At 62.6% G+C, this 14,009-nt stretch carries 12 protein-coding genes; 7 read left to right on the forward strand and 5 right to left on the reverse strand.

Annotated elements, in window-relative coordinates; all coding sequences use genetic code 11:
• Nucleotides 1-114 precede the first annotated feature (114 nt).
• The 4 genes from FIV35_RS16095 to FIV35_RS16110 all read right to left on the reverse strand — a co-directional run bounded on the left by FIV35_RS16095 (nt 115) and on the right by FIV35_RS16110 (nt 3,808).
• Nucleotides 115-1,554, reverse strand: a complete 1,440-nt coding sequence (locus FIV35_RS16095) for an LLM class flavin-dependent oxidoreductase (protein ID WP_034138602.1) — start codon at nt 1,552-1,554, stop codon at nt 115-117.
• Nucleotides 1,554-1,880 carry an acyl-CoA dehydrogenase gene (locus FIV35_RS16100; RefSeq protein WP_034138603.1) on the reverse strand — a complete coding sequence of 109 codons (327 nt, stop codon included), beginning with the start codon at nt 1,878-1,880 and terminating at the stop codon, nt 1,554-1,556. The genes FIV35_RS16095 and FIV35_RS16100 overlap by 1 nt, the downstream gene beginning before the upstream one ends.
• A gap of 12 nt (nt 1,881-1,892) precedes the next feature.
• A complete protein-coding gene (locus FIV35_RS16105) occupies nt 1,893-3,089 on the reverse strand; it encodes an SfnB family sulfur acquisition oxidoreductase (protein ID WP_034138604.1) in 1,197 nt (398 codons plus the stop codon).
• A gap of 155 nt (nt 3,090-3,244) precedes the next feature.
• Nucleotides 3,245-3,808, reverse strand: coding sequence for a helix-turn-helix domain-containing protein (locus FIV35_RS16110; RefSeq protein ID WP_034138605.1), 564 nt, complete (start codon nt 3,806-3,808; stop codon nt 3,245-3,247).
• A gap of 92 nt (nt 3,809-3,900) precedes the next feature.
• Between FIV35_RS16110 and FIV35_RS16115 the strand changes: the two genes are divergently transcribed.
• From FIV35_RS16115 to FIV35_RS16145, 7 genes are all read left to right on the forward strand, one after another.
• Nucleotides 3,901-4,830 carry a DMT family transporter gene (locus FIV35_RS16115; RefSeq protein ID WP_034098758.1) on the forward strand — a complete coding sequence of 310 codons (930 nt, stop codon included), beginning with the start codon at nt 3,901-3,903 and terminating at the stop codon, nt 4,828-4,830.
• Between the two features lie 175 nt (nt 4,831-5,005).
• A complete protein-coding gene (locus FIV35_RS16120) occupies nt 5,006-7,927 on the forward strand; it encodes a monovalent cation/H+ antiporter subunit A (RefSeq protein ID WP_034138606.1) in 2,922 nt (973 codons plus the stop codon).
• Nucleotides 7,927-8,271, forward strand: coding sequence for a Na+/H+ antiporter subunit C (locus FIV35_RS16125; RefSeq protein WP_003202835.1), 345 nt, complete (start codon nt 7,927-7,929; stop codon nt 8,269-8,271). The genes FIV35_RS16120 and FIV35_RS16125 overlap by 1 nt, the downstream gene beginning before the upstream one ends.
• On the forward strand, nt 8,268-9,950 hold the full coding sequence (locus FIV35_RS16130; protein WP_034138607.1) for a monovalent cation/H+ antiporter subunit D: 1,683 nt from the start codon (nt 8,268-8,270) through the stop codon (nt 9,948-9,950). The genes FIV35_RS16125 and FIV35_RS16130 overlap by 4 nt, the downstream gene beginning before the upstream one ends.
• The gene (locus FIV35_RS16135; RefSeq protein ID WP_034138608.1) at nt 9,947-10,435 is read left to right on the forward strand and encodes a Na+/H+ antiporter subunit E; all 489 of its coding nucleotides are present in this window, start codon (nt 9,947-9,949) and stop codon (nt 10,433-10,435) included. The genes FIV35_RS16130 and FIV35_RS16135 overlap by 4 nt, the downstream gene beginning before the upstream one ends.
• A complete protein-coding gene (locus FIV35_RS16140; protein WP_034098763.1) occupies nt 10,432-10,710 on the forward strand; it encodes a K+/H+ antiporter subunit F in 279 nt (92 codons plus the stop codon). The genes FIV35_RS16135 and FIV35_RS16140 overlap by 4 nt, the downstream gene beginning before the upstream one ends.
• Nucleotides 10,707-11,045 carry a Na+/H+ antiporter subunit G gene (locus tag FIV35_RS16145; protein ID WP_034138609.1) on the forward strand — a complete coding sequence of 113 codons (339 nt, stop codon included), beginning with the start codon at nt 10,707-10,709 and terminating at the stop codon, nt 11,043-11,045. The genes FIV35_RS16140 and FIV35_RS16145 overlap by 4 nt, the downstream gene beginning before the upstream one ends.
• Before the next feature lie 38 nt (nt 11,046-11,083).
• On the opposite strand, the gene FIV35_RS16150 is transcribed toward FIV35_RS16145, so the two are convergent.
• Nucleotides 11,084-13,990: a M64 family metallopeptidase gene (locus tag FIV35_RS16150; RefSeq protein WP_034138610.1), complete on the reverse strand. Its 2,907-nt coding sequence runs from the start codon at nt 13,988-13,990 to the stop codon at nt 11,084-11,086.
• Between the last annotated feature and the right edge of the window lie 19 nt (nt 13,991-14,009).

Below are 14,009 nucleotides of genomic sequence, written 5' to 3' on the forward strand. Positions count from 1 at the left end.
GTATGCGTGCGGTGGTCCGCTGGCTGAGTATTTGTGTATCAACGCAGGACGATTGTGGGAGGGGCGGTGCGAGGATTCGACTTGCCCCCGATGGCGGTGGGCCAGTTAGAGCACTCATGACTGACCCACCGCTATCGGGGGCAAGTCGAATCGTCGCACCGCCCCTCCCACAGTAGTTTTTTGTACCCCAGATAAATTGCGGTAGCCCGCGCCGGGGTGGTTCGAGCCCAACCTTGCACCATCACCAAACAACTTCTCGCGCAGCGTGCCTTGGGCGTATTCGGTCTTGTACGCGCCACGCTTCTGCAACTCCGGCACCAGCCAGTCGACGGCGTCGATAAAGGTTTCGTGGGTCAACGCATAGGCCAGGTTGAAGCCGTCCACGTCGGTCTCTTCGACCCATTCCTGCAACAGGTCAGCCACGGTCTCTGGGCCGCCGACGAACAGCGGGCCAAAGCCGCCGATACCAACCCAGTCGGCCAGTTCGTTGGGGGTCCAGACCTTGTTCGGGTCGGCCGTGGAGAAGGCTTCCACCGCCGATTGAATGGCGTTGGTGTGCACATGTTTGAGTGGTTCGTCGGGTTTGAACTGGCTGAAGTCGATGCCGGTCCAGCCGGAGATCAACGCCATGGCGCCTTCGTAGCTGACGTAGGTTTTGTACTCGTCGAACTTGGCTTTGGCCTGGGCGTCGGTTTCGCCGACGATCACCGTCTGCAAGTTGAAAATCAGGATTTTCTTCGGGTCCCGCCCTGCCTCGGCCGCGCGGCGGCGAATATCGGCGACGGTCTTTTTCAGCAGCACCTTGGACGGCGCCGCGACGAACACGCACTCGGCCTGCTCGGCAGCGAACTGCTTGCCACGGCTGGACGCACCGGCCTGGTACAGCACCGGCGTGCGCTGCGGCGACGGCTCGCACAGGTGGATGCCGGGCACCTGGAAGTGCTTGCCGACGTGGCGGATCTCATGGATTTTGCTCGGATCGCTGAATATCCGGCGCTCGCGATCACGCAATACCGCGCCCTCCTCCCAACTGCCCTCCCAGAGTTTGTAGCAAACCTCCAGGTACTCTTCGGCATAGTCATAGCGCGCGTCGTGTTCGGTCTGGGCTTTCTGCCCCAGGTTCTTGGCCCCGCTTTCCAGGTACGAGGTGACGATGTTCCAGCCGATGCGGCCTTGGGTCAGGTGATCGAGGGTCGAAAGCCGGCGCGCGAACGGGTACGGGTGTTCGAACGACAGCGAGGCCGTCAGGCCAAACCCCAGGTGCTCGGTGACCATCGCCATAGGGGCGATCAGCGACAGCGGATCGTTGACCGGCACTTGGGTAGCCTGGCGAATCGCTGCGTCGCCATTGCCGTTGTACACGTCGTAGATACCCAGCACATCGGCGATAAACAGCCCATCGAACTTGCCCCGCTCCAGGATTTTTGCCAGGTCGGTCCAGTACGCCAAGTCCTTGTACTGCCACGAACGGTCGCGCGGGTGCGCCCATAGGCCGGGGGATTGGTGGCCGACGCAATTCATGTCGAAGGCATTCAGGCGGATTTCACGGGCCATCAGTGCACTCCGTTGAGGTGGTAGTTACCGACTGCGTGGTAGGTGTGACGCAGCGGGTTATCCAGGCTTGAAGGCAGCTCGCTGCGTTGGCCGGTCAATTCGAATTCGGTGTTGCTGGCAGCAATCAGTGCTTCGGCCGCAGCGATCTGCGCTTCGGCGCGGGCGACCGGGCTGGGGTGGGTCTCGGCCCGTTCGAGCAAGGCGGCGGCCACGTCGACGCGGATCTGCAGATCGCCAAAGCGGCTGATCACGTAGGGGTCATCGCTGCGTTCGACATGTCGACGGGTGCTGTCCAGCAGTTGGCGCGCAAGGGTCAGTGTGGTCATGGGTCAGGTCTCTCAGTTCCAGGCGTGGCGTGCAGGCTTCACGCCGTTGAGCACGAAATTGCCGATCAAGTGGTATTTCCAGCGGGCCGGGTCGTGCAGGGTGTGGGTGCGGGCATTGCGCCAGAACCGGTCGAGGTTGTACTTGCCCGTCACCGAGCGCGTACCGGCCAGTTCGAACAATTTGCTGCTGGCGAGCAATGCGGTTTCCGCCGACAGCACTTTGGCCTGGGCCACCACCAGCGAAGCTTGAGCGACGCTGTCTTCATTCGGCTCGGCCAGGGCCCGGTCCACGGCCAGGCCGGCCTTGGCGAGAATGGCTTCGGTGCCGTGCACGCGCCACGCCAGGTCACCGATGGCGGCAATCGTGAAAGGGTCTTGCCAGCCGTGCTCCTGCTGGCTGTCGATCCAAGGCCGCGCCTGACGTGCGTGGAGTTTGGCCTGCTCCAAAGCGCCTACGGCGATGCCGGTGTCGACGGCGGCCTGGATGATCTGCGAGATCGGGCCATTGGCAGTGGGTCGGTCGAAGGCCAGGTGTGCGGGTATCACCGCGCTCAGGGGCACCGTTACGCCATCGAGGGTCACCCCGCCACTGGCCGTGGTGCGCTGGCCGAAGCCGTCCCAGCTGTCGATCACACTCAGCCCTGGGGCGTCGCGCTCGACGAAGGCAATCAGCGCCTGGCCGTGCTCGTTGTTGCCGACGGTGGGCACCAGGTGGGCGAACAGTGCGCCGGTGCAATAGAACTTTTCACCGTTGATCTGCGCACTGTCGCCATCGATGCGGATTTGCGTGTCGAAGGTCCCGGCGTTTTTGCTCTTGGCCTCGGAGAAGGCATTGCCGAAACGATAACCGGCGAGAATTTTGCCGAAGTAATAGCGCTTTTGTTCCTCGCTGGCGGTGTGCAGCAGCAGGTCCACCACGCCAAGGTGGTTTTGCGGGATCTGCCCGAGGGAGGGGTCGGCGGCGGAGATCAACTTGATCACCTCGGCCACCGTCACATAGGACACTTCGGCGCCACCGTAGGCTTTGGGCACGGTGATGCCCCACAGGCCGCTGGCGGAAAACTCGTCGAGTTCGGCCACCGGCAGGCGGCGTTCACGATCGCGCTCACTGGCGCCAACGGCAAAGCGTTCGGCCAGACGCGTGGCCACCTCGATGGCTTCGGCATCCGAGCGGATGATATGGGCAGGGTGCAGAGGGTGGGCTGACATGGGCCGACTCCAGGTTCCGATGGGGATGACCTGGGGATTGCAGGAGTCGTGCCTGATTTTAATCGCCAATAAAATCAGCGATTTGCTGCCTATATGCGGTGCCAGCTGATGTGTTTAACCAGCAAAGTGTGGTTCCACTGTTGCCTGGCAAACAGTTAGATCACCACGTTGCGCACAAAACGCACGGCCACCTCACCGTCATTGCGATAGGCGTGGGGTTGATGGCTGGCAAACATAAAGAACTCACCGGCAGCAATGGTGTTTTCCTGGTCGCGCACCACCAGGGTCAAGAAGCCTTCGAACACGAACAGTTGCTCGCTCCAGCCTTCCAAATCGGGGTCGGGGGAGTAAATATCGCCGGGTTCCAAGCGCCATTCCCACAACTCGACCTCGCGCCGCGCGGTGGCCTTGGCCAATAACACGGCCTTGCTGCCGACGATTTCGCCGGCCCAGGCCAGCTCGTTGATACGGCTATGGTCGCGCACGTCCGGGGCTTGGATCAGGTCGCTGAAGGCAACGCCCAAGGCTTCGGCGACGCGGTCGAGCGTCGACAGGCTGACGTTCTTCTCGCCGGCCTCGATGGCCACCAGCATGCGCCGGCTGACCCCGGACTTTTCCGAAAGCGCAGCTTGGCTGAGGTCGGCGGCGTGGCGCAGGCGACGAACGTTCTGGCTGACGTGTTGCAGGACCGAAGCCCGCTGCGGATTTTCTTTGTGCACTATATTGCTCAATGGGTGGGTGTGCGCAGTATACTGCCCAGCGTGCGGCGCATTGTGCGGTCCGTGCCTTTTCCTTGCAAGACCGAGCCCACATGACCACCCCGAACTCTCCATCGCGTTTCCATCGATTCAGCAAAGCCGAGTGCATCCTGGTGTTTATCACCATGATTTGGGGCGGCACCTTTTTACTGGTGCAACACGCCATGGCCGTCAGCGGGCCGATGTTTTTCGTGGGCCTGCGTTTTGCCGCGGCGGCCATTGCGGTCGGTTTCTTTTCCTTGCGCACCTTGCGCGACCTGACGCTGTTCGAGTTGAAAGCCGGGGTATTTATCGGTGTAGCGATCATGTTCGGCTACGGGTTGCAGACCATCGGCCTGCAAACCATCCTCAGCAGCCAATCGGCGTTTATTACCGCTTTGTATGTGCCCTTCGTGCCGTTGCTGCAATGGCTGGTACTGGGCCGTCGGCCGGGCCTGATGCCGAGCCTGGGTATCATGCTGGCGTTTGCCGGGCTGATGTTGCTGACCGGCCCGGCGGGTGCATCGCTGAATTTCAGCGCCGGGGAAATCGCGACCTTGATCGGCGCCATCGCGATTGCCGCCGAAATCATCCTGATCAGCGCGTTCGCCGGCCAGGTGGACGTGCGCCGCGTGACCGTGGTGCAACTGGCCACCGCATCGCTGCTGTCATTTCTGATGGTGGTGCCGATGGGCGAGGTGCTCCCGGGGTTCTCGTGGTTGCTGCTGTTCAGTGCAGTGGGCCTGGGCCTGACCAGCGCGGTGATCCAAGTGGCGATGAACTGGGCGCAACAAAGCGTCTCGCCAACCCGGGCCACGTTGATCTATGCCGGCGAGCCGGTGTGGGCTGGCGTGGTCGGGCGGATTGCCGGTGAGCGCTTCCCGCCAATTGCCATGCTGGGCGCGGCGCTGATCGTGGTGGCGGTGATTGTGAGTGAAATGAAGAGGAACAGCTCGAACGTTGTCGACGCTAAGGCCGAAGTTGAACCGGAAAATCAGGGTTGATGGTCTAAGCTGTCAGCCACAAGCCGTACGAAATACGCGGCCGGCTGTTTCTCTTGCAGCTTGCCGCTTGTAGCCGTCTTCAACTGCCTCTGTAGGATCCTGCCACATCTTGCCGTTTGGTGATCCAGAAAGCGGCACGTATGATGCATCCCAAACTCCCGCAGATTAGAAGCCTATGTCCCTGATAGTTCTACTGCTTCTGCCTTTTATCGGCAGCTGTCTGGCGGCATTGCTGCCGCATAACGCACGTAATACCGAATCCCTGCTGGCCGGCCTGGTGGCGCTGGTCGGCACCGTTCAAGTCGCCTTGCTGTACCCCCAGGTCGCCTACGGCGGCGTGATTCGCGAAGAATTCATGTGGCTGCCCAGCCTCGGGCTAAATTTCGTGCTGCGCATGGATGGCTTCGCCTGGCTGTTTTCGATGCTGGTGCTGGGCATCGGCACACTGGTGTCGCTGTATGCGCGTTATTACATGTCGCCGGACGACCCGGTACCGCGCTTCTTCGCGTTTTTCCTGGCCTTTATGGGCGCCATGCTGGGCCTGGTGATCTCCGGCAATCTGATCCAGATCGTGTTCTTCTGGGAGCTGACCAGCCTGTTCTCATTCCTGCTGATCGGCTATTGGCACCACCGCGCCGATGCGCGACGCGGTGCCTATATGGCGCTGATGGTCACCGGCGCGGGTGGTCTGTGCCTGCTGGCGGGCGTGATGCTGCTGGGGCATATCGTCGGCAGCTACGACCTTGACCTGGTATTGGCGGCGGGCGATCAGATTCGTGCGCACGCGCTGTACCCGGTGATGCTCGCGCTGGTGCTGATGGGTGCCTTGAGCAAGAGTGCGCAGTTTCCGTTCCATTTCTGGCTGCCCCACGCCATGGCCGCGCCCACGCCGGTTTCGGCCTACCTGCACTCGGCGACGATGGTGAAGGCCGGCGTGTTCCTGCTGGCCCGCCTGTGGCCGTCGGTGTCCGGCAGCGAAGAATGGTTCTGGATCGTCGGCGGTGCCGGCGCCCTCACCCTCCTCCTCGGCGCTTACTGCGCCATGTTCCAAAACGACCTCAAGGGCCTGCTGGCCTATTCCACCATCAGCCACCTCGGGCTGATCACCTTGCTGCTGGGCCTCAACAGCCCGCTGGCCGCCGTGGCCGCCGTGTTCCACATCCTCAACCACGCCACTTTTAAAGCCTCGCTGTTTATGGCTGCGGGCATCATCGACCACGAAAGTGGCACGCGGGACATCCGCAAACTCAGCGGCCTGGTGCGCCTGATCCCGTTCACCGCGACCCTGGCGATGGTGGCCAGTGCGTCCATGGCCGGCGTGCCGTTGCTCAATGGTTTCCTGTCCAAAGAGATGTTCTTCGCCGAAACCGTATTTATCTCGGCGACAAGATGGGTGGAAGTCGCATTGCCGGTGATCGCCACCATTGCCGGCACCTTCAGCGTCGCCTACGCACTGCGTTTTACCGTGGATGTATTCTTCGGCCCGCCCCCCAACAACCTGCCCCACACCCCCCACGAGCCACCGCGCTGGATGCGCGCACCGGTGGAGCTGCTGGTATTCACCTGCCTGCTGGTGGGGATTTTTCCGGCGCAGATGGTCGGTTCGATCCTCGCCGCTGCCGCGTTGCCGGTGGTGGGCGGCGTGCTGCCCGAGTACAGCCTGGCGATCTGGCACGGCTGGAACGCACCGATGATCATGAGCCTGGTGGCGATGTCCGGCGGTGTGGTGCTGTACCTGATGCTACGCAAGCAGCTCAAGCGCGGCCGTTTCAAGTACCCGCCGGTGATCAGTTATTTCAACGGCAAGCGCGGCTTCGAACGCAGCCTGGTGGTGATGATGCGCGGCGTGCGCAGGATCGAAAAACGCATCAGCACCAAGCGCCTGCAACCGCAGTTGTTCCTGCTGGTGTTGGTGGCGGTGATCGGCGGCCTGATCCCCATGCTCAACAGCGGCCTGAGTTGGGGCGACCGTCCGAAAATCCCCGGTTCGGTGGTGTTCGTAACCCTGTGGGTGCTGGCGATCGCCTGCGCCCTGGGCGCCGCCTGGCAAGCCAAGTACCACCGGCTCGCCGCCCTGACCATGGTCAGCGTGTGCGGGCTGATGACCTGCATTACATTCGTGTGGTTCTCGGCGCCGGACCTGGCCCTGACCCAACTGGTGGTGGAAGTGGTGACCACCGTGCTGATCCTGCTCGGCCTGCGCTGGCTGCCACGGCGGATCGAAGAGGTTTCGCCGCTGCCTAATACCTTGCGCAGGGCCAGGGTGCGCCGGGTCCGCGACTTCCTGCTGTCCACCGTGGTGGGTGGTGGCATGGCGTTGCTGTCCTACGCGATGCTGACCCGCCAGACCCCCAACGATATCTCCTCGTTCTACCTCAGCCGCGCCCTGCCCGAAGGCGGCGGCAGCAATGTGGTGAACGTGATGCTGGTGGACTTCCGGGGCTTCGATACCCTGGGCGAAATCACCGTGCTCGGCGCCGTGGCGCTGACGGTCTACGCCCTGCTGCGGCGTTTCCGCCCATCCAAGGAAAGTATGGAGCTGCCGCCACAACAACGGCAGTTGGCGCCGGACGTGGCCACCGACCTGGTCAACCCACGCCAGGCCAGCGACACCGCCCTGGGTTTTATGATGGTGCCGGCGGTGCTGGTGCGCTTGCTGCTGCCGATTGCGCTGGTGGTGTCGTTTTATCTGTTTATGCGCGGCCACAACCAACCGGGCGGCGGTTTTGTCGCGGGCCTGGTGATGTCGGTGGCGTTTATCCTGCAGTACATGGTGGCCGGCACCCAGTGGGTCGAGGCGCAGATGAGCCTGCGGCCGATGCGCTGGATGGGCTTCGGTTTGTTTTCCGCGACCCTCACCGGGCTCGGTGCGCTGTGCTTCGGCTATCCGTTCCTCACCACCCACACCTTGCATCTGAGCGTGCCGGTGCTGGGCGATATCCATATCGCCAGCGCGTTGTTCTTCGATGTGGGCGTGTACGCCATGGTGGTCGGTTCGACCCTATTGATGCTCACCGCCCTCGGCCACCAATCGGTGCGTGCGCATAAACCGAGCAACCAGCCTAAAGCAGTCGCTGCAACCGAAGGAGCCGCCTGATGGAAGAAGTCATCGCAATTGCCATTGGGGTCCTGGCGGCGTCGGGGGTGTGGCTGGTCCTACGACCACGGACTTTCCAGGTGGTGATGGGCCTGTGCCTGCTGTCCTACGGGGTCAACCTGTTCATTTTCAGCATGGGCAGCCTGTTTATCGGCAAGGAGCCGATCATCAAGGACGGCGTGCCGCAGGACCTATTGCACTACACCGACCCCCTGCCCCAGGCCCTGGTGCTGACCGCCATCGTGATCAGCTTCGCCATGACCGCGCTGTTTCTGGTGGTGCTGTTGGCATCGCGGGGCCTGACCGGCACCGACCATGTGGATGGCCGGGAGCCCAAGGAATGACGTGGGTGAACCAACTGATCGTCGCGCCGATCCTGCTGCCGTTGCTGACCGCCGCGCTGATGCTGATGCTCAGCGAGAAACGCCGGCCACTCAAGGCGCGTATCAACCTGTTTTCCAGCATGCTTGGCCTCGCCACCGCGATCCTGCTGCTGTACTGGACGCAGCAAGACGGCCCCGGCTCCATCGGTGTGTACCTGCCGGGCAACTGGCAAGTGCCGTTCGGTATTGTGCTGGTGGTGGATCAACTGTCGGCGCTGATGCTGGTGCTCACCGGAATCATTGGCGTCAGTGCGCTGCTGTTCGCCATGGCACGCTGGGACCGCGCCGGCACCAGTTTCCACGCGCTGTTCCAGATCCAGATGATGGGCCTGTACGGTGCATTCCTCACCGCAGACCTGTTCAACCTGTTCGTATTTTTCGAGGTGCTGCTGGCCGCGTCCTACGGGTTGATGTTGCATGGCTCCGGCCGCGCGCGGGTATCGTCGGGGCTGCATTACATCGCGATCAACTTGTTGGCGTCGTCGCTGTTCCTGATCGGCGCGGCGATGACCTACGGCGTCACCGGCACGCTGAACTTCGCCGACCTGGCGCTGAAAATCCCGCTGGTGCCCGAGGCCGATCGCGGCCTGCTGCACGCCGGTGCGGCGATCCTCGCCACCGCGTTCCTGGCCAAGGCTGGCATGTGGCCGCTGAACTTCTGGTTGGCGCCGGCCTACTCTTCGGCCAGTGCGCCGGTGGCGGCGATGTTCGCGATCATGACCAAGGTCGGCGTGTACACCGTGCTGCGCTTGTGGACCCTGCTGTTCTCCGGCCAGGCCGGCGCGTCGGCGTTGTTCGGCGGCGACTGGCTGGTGTACGGCGGCATGGCCACGATCATCTGCGCGGCGCTGGCGATGGTAGCGGCGCAGCGGCTGGAGCGCATGGCGAGCCTGAGTATCCTGGTCTCGGCTGGGATCCTGCTATCGGCGGTAGGCTTCGCCCAACCGAGCCTGACCGCTGGCGCGTTGTTCTATCTGGTCAGCTCCACCCTGGCCTTGAGTGCCCTGTTCCTGTTGGCCGAACTGATCGAGCGTTCGCGTTCGGCCAACGACCTGCCGCTGGATGAAGAGATCGACGCCTTGCCCAAAGCCATGGAGTCCCTGCACCCTCGGCCCGGCGTGAACCTGGACGACGAGCAGAAAGCCGTGATCGGCCAGGTGATCCCCTGGACCATGGCCTTCCTCGGCTTGAGCTTTGTGGCCTGCGCCCTGCTGATTATTGGCATGCCGCCGCTGTCCGGGTTTATCGGCAAGCTCAGCCTGTTGAGCGCGCTGGTCAACCCGTTGGGCCTCGGTGCCAGCGCCGACGCGCCGATCCGGCCCGCCGCGTGGGGCCTGGTGGTGCTGTTGATCCTGTCCGGCCTGGCCTCGCTGATCGCGTTTGCGCGTATGGGCATCCAGCGCTTCTGGACCCCGGAAGAACGCCCGTCGCCACTGCTGCGTCGCTATGAATGCCTGCCGATCTTCTTTTTACTGGGGCTGAGCATCGCGCTGACCTTCAAGGCAGAACCGCTGATGCGCTACACCCAGGCCACCGCCCAGAGTCTGAACAACCCCGAGCAGTACGTGATGGCCGTCATGGCCACGCGCCCGGAGCCCAGCCCTGAAGCCAAGGCCACTGCCGCACAGGTGCAACCATGAAGCGCCTATTCCCTGCCCCGTGGCTATCCCTGGCATTGTGGCTGCTGTGGCTGGTGCTGAACCTGTCCGTCAGCCCTGGCAATCTGCTGCTCGGCGCGTTGCTCGGCTTTCTGGCCCCGCTGATGATGGCGCCGTTGCGGCCGCTGCCGATCCGCATCCGCCGTCCGGGCGTGATTCTGCGCCTGTTGCTGCTGGTGGGGCGCGACGTGATCGTGTCCAACCTGCAAGTGGCCTGGGGCGTGCTGACCTGCGGCTCGCGCCCGCCGCGCTCGTGCTTTATCAAGATCCCCTTGGACCTGCGTGACCCCAACGGCCTGGCGGCGCTGTCGATGATCACCACCGTGGTGCCCGGCACCATTTGGTCGGAACTGGCGCTGGACCGCAGCATCCTGCTGCTGCACGTGTTCGATCTGGACGATGAAGCGCAGTTTATCGAGCACTTCAAAACCACCTACGAGCGGCCCCTGATGGAGATCTTCGAATGAGCCCCCTGCTCGCCAACGCGATCCTGTTCAGCCTGTTCCTGTTTTCCCTGGCCATGGTGCTGACCCTGATACGCCTGTTCAAAGGCCCATCGGCCCAAGACCGGGTTCTGGCCCTGGACTATCTGTACATCCTGGCAATGCTGATGATGCTGGTGCTGGGCATTCGTTATGCCAGTGACACCTACTTCGAAGCGGCGCTGCTGATCGCGCTGTTCGGCTTCGTGGGCTCGTTTGCCCTGGCCAAATTCCTGCTGCGTGGAGAGGTGATTGAATGATGCCGATATGGATGGAAATCGTGGTGGGCGTGCTGCTGGTACTCAGCAGCCTGTTTGCACTGATTGGCGCATTGGGGCTGCTGCGCATGAAGGACTTCTTCCAGCGCATGCACCCACCGGCCCTGGCCTCGACATTGGGCGCGTGGTGCGTGGCGTTGGCGTCGATCATCTACTTTTCGGTGCTCAAATCCGGGCCGGTGCTGCATGGCTGGTTGATCCCGATTCTGCTGTCGATCACCGTGCCGGTGACCACAGTATTGCTAGCCCGCACGGCGCTGTTTCGCAAGCGCATGGCCGGGGATGATGTGCCGGCTGAGGTCAGCAGCCGGCGCTGAGCGCTGAGGTCAGCGCGGTAAAAACATGGGCGAGCCTCTCATGGTGTGCAGGTTCCCAGGCGCCGCCAGGGCTTGGCGGAACCGCTCAACACATAGTTCAGGTCCGGCCGGTCGTTCTGAGTCCAATGGGCGACTTCGTAGTTGTAGCCGGCGTAGGACACCTTCTCCGCCGGCGTCGCATACACCTTGCCAGCCACCCATGCCGGCGCGCAGTCGCTGCCAGGCCGGGCGGTGACATTGACCGTATGACTGGCGGTCGCGCTGCGATTGCTGGCGTCGGTGACGGTCAGCACGAGTGTGCGCGGGCCTGCCGTCGTCGGTGCCGTGAAGATCGGGCCAATGCCGGCGTAAGTCGCGGGAGAGAACCCATTCGCGGTCCAGGTATAGCGCAGCTTATCGCCGCTGGACCCCACGGCCGACATCACCAGTACTTCACCTACCGGCACCGTGGCAGCCCCAGTGATCTTCGCCACGGGCGCCGCGCCACCGGGCTTTGGCTGGATCACAATGTCCTTGGCGAGCGAGGTAGGGTTGGCGGACCCCGTCCGATAGACCAGCACACCGACCCTGCCGCCGGTATTCTGCGTGACCGTCGGCACCGTTGGCGTGATCTGTGCCGCGTTGCCATGGTCGAAGCCAAACCCCTGAGGTAATGCCCAGCTGTAACCGCGAACATCTTGCGGATGGTTGACGATGGCGCGGAAGGTGACGACCTCACCCGATGTGACAGTCTGCGGCCCCTCGATCCTCTCCGGCTCGGGCGGCGCCTCCCCTGCCTGGACCCTAAGCGTGCGCGTAACCACGCTGCTGCGGTGCTCACTGTTGGTGACCGTGAGGGTCACCGGGTAATCGCCGGGGCTTGCCGGCGCTTTGAATTGCGGCGCAATGACGGTAGAACTGACCGGCGCAAACCCAGGGGCTGTCCAGCGGTATTGCATCCTGGTGGGTGAATACGGGATCTCGGAGCCGGACCCATCCAGGCTGAACAACTGCGCGACACCGATCGACGACGGCCCCTGGATCTTCGCGTGGGGCTCGATATCGACCGGCTCGCGTTGCCTGGCTACCACGGTTGTAGTCAGGGTCACGGCATCGGCCTTGATGCTGCGCTTGTCGGGATAAGGATTGTTCTCGGTTCCCGGCAGTGCCACGGACGGCGTGACCACCACGCTGAACGTACCCGACGTGCTCACCGCCACGGGTGGCGAGAGCACACGCAGGGTCGGGGTCCCATTGCCGATGGGTTGGCCCCAGCCGGATGGCAGCGTCCAGGCGTAGTGAAATGATGGGTCGTTGCCGCCCTGGTGCTGGGTAGCGGCCGTCAATTCCAGCCATGTGCCTCCGATCACGGAGGATGGCCCGATGATTTCCCCTGTGATGCGGATCTTCGGGAACACCGTCAGCGTTTCGGTACGGCTGTTGGAGGCCTTGGTGTCGGTGATCTCCACTTGCACAGGGTATTGCGCGAACTGCGGCGTTTCGGGCGGGACGATCATCGCGTAGCGCCCATTGACCTGAGGCTTGAGTTCGGCGGGCAACGTCCAGCGATAAGAGAACGCCGCAGCCCCAGGATTGGGCACACTCGTCGAACCGGCCTCAAGGATCAGGGGCACACCGCTGTCGCGTACAGTCGCCCCCAGATAGTCTCGCTGCTCCCCGGTCTTGATCTTCATAACGACGGATGGCGAGAACACCAACGGCAGCGCGCTCCCCAGATAAGCCTGCAGTACGCTACGGATGTGCCGTTCGTTGACCGCGCCCCACCCTGCCTGATAACCCTTGGTGCCATAGCGGCCGCCACCCATGATGCCCTGGGGTACGGGGTTGTAGAGACAATCCTTGTAGATGGTGTACAGGCCGATGGCGCCGGCTTCGGCAACATTCTCGTCGGTCGGAACCGGGGTATCCGGCTTGATCAAGTCGGCCCACGGGACTTTTGTTCGGTCGGTCTGCCGAGTCACGTTCGGCCAGAGGGAATCCTTGGGGGAACAGTCTTGAGGAGGGTCGTAGGAAGGGTATTCGTCCGTCAGGCCGAACAGCGCGTGCCCGATCTCATGGGGAATCGCGGACAGGGCGACGGGCTGACCAGGTGTGGTCTTGAAGATATAAATCTTATTGGTGCTGGCGATCCCGCCGACGCCATGCTGATGATAGGTGAACTTCGACAGTTTGATGGACACATCATAAATGCCGTGCCCCAACTGATTACTGTGCTTCATCATACTTTCAATCGCGGCAGTATCCGGTTGGCCCGACACTGGCGAAACATGATCCACACGTAAAAACCCGACCTGTTCCTTGATCCCGGCGAATACCGCGTCGCCCGTGATGATCTCGATCGCGGCGTTCACCTCTTCACGGTACGCGTCCATATCTTCACGGGCGTATCCGTCGCCGACAAAGGCGAAGACCAAGGGCTTTCTTCCAGTACTGCCGTCCGGGTTGAGTACCACCACCTTGTCACTGTCGATATCGCCGAGCACGCCACGCAAGGACGCGCGTTTGGTCAGGCGCTCAATTGCCTGGCGATCCATGTCGACGACCGGTCTAGCCGCTTGCTGGCCACGTGGGGGGCTAGCGTTATCGACGTCGATGCGGTAAATCCTGACCCTCGCCACTTGGCTGTCGAAGGGCAGCAATACCTCTTCCATGCCTTCGGCCACGAACGTTTCCTTCACCCGCTTGATCTGCCCCGTGACCTCATCAAACACTTCCCCACGACGATAACGGCTGTCATCGATCATGCGGCTGTACAGGGTCTTGTTACTGGCATCCACGACAACGATATTCCAACCGCGCTCAACGGCTGCCGTGGCCGGCGTAACGGGGGGGACGCGATAATCCCCGAGGGAGGCCTCGACCGCCTCTATGGTTTCGTGCCGACTCTGCAGCTGCAGCCACAGATTCTGTGCATAACACGCTGGCATCCACAGCAGCAGCGCCAATACAGCCCATATCCTATTC

It is taken from the genome of Pseudomonas rhodesiae (assembly GCF_007858255.1).
Lineage (GTDB): Bacteria > Pseudomonadota > Gammaproteobacteria > Pseudomonadales > Pseudomonadaceae > Aquipseudomonas > Aquipseudomonas rhodesiae.

Excerpts from the sequence above, each read along its gene's own strand:
- FIV35_RS16125 (WP_003202835.1), top strand. The coding sequence starts at position 7,927 with ATGGAAGAAGTCATCGCAATTGCCATTGGGGTCCTGGCGGCGTCGGGG.
- FIV35_RS16145 (WP_034138609.1), top strand. The coding sequence starts at position 10,707 with ATGATGCCGATATGGATGGAAATCGTGGTGGGCGTGCTGCTGGTACTC.
- FIV35_RS16100 (WP_034138603.1), bottom strand. The coding sequence starts at position 1,880 with ATGACCACACTGACCCTTGCGCGCCAACTGCTGGACAGCACCCGTCGA.
- FIV35_RS16135 (WP_034138608.1), top strand. The coding sequence starts at position 9,947 with ATGAAGCGCCTATTCCCTGCCCCGTGGCTATCCCTGGCATTGTGGCTG.
- FIV35_RS16130 (WP_034138607.1), top strand. The coding sequence starts at position 8,268 with ATGACGTGGGTGAACCAACTGATCGTCGCGCCGATCCTGCTGCCGTTG.
- FIV35_RS16105 (WP_034138604.1), bottom strand. The coding sequence starts at position 3,089 with ATGTCAGCCCACCCTCTGCACCCTGCCCATATCATCCGCTCGGATGCC.
- FIV35_RS16140 (WP_034098763.1), top strand. The coding sequence starts at position 10,432 with ATGAGCCCCCTGCTCGCCAACGCGATCCTGTTCAGCCTGTTCCTGTTT.
- FIV35_RS16115 (WP_034098758.1), top strand. The coding sequence starts at position 3,901 with ATGACCACCCCGAACTCTCCATCGCGTTTCCATCGATTCAGCAAAGCC.
- FIV35_RS16095 (WP_034138602.1), bottom strand. The coding sequence starts at position 1,554 with ATGGCCCGTGAAATCCGCCTGAATGCCTTCGACATGAATTGCGTCGGC.
- FIV35_RS16120 (WP_034138606.1), top strand. The coding sequence starts at position 5,006 with ATGTCCCTGATAGTTCTACTGCTTCTGCCTTTTATCGGCAGCTGTCTG.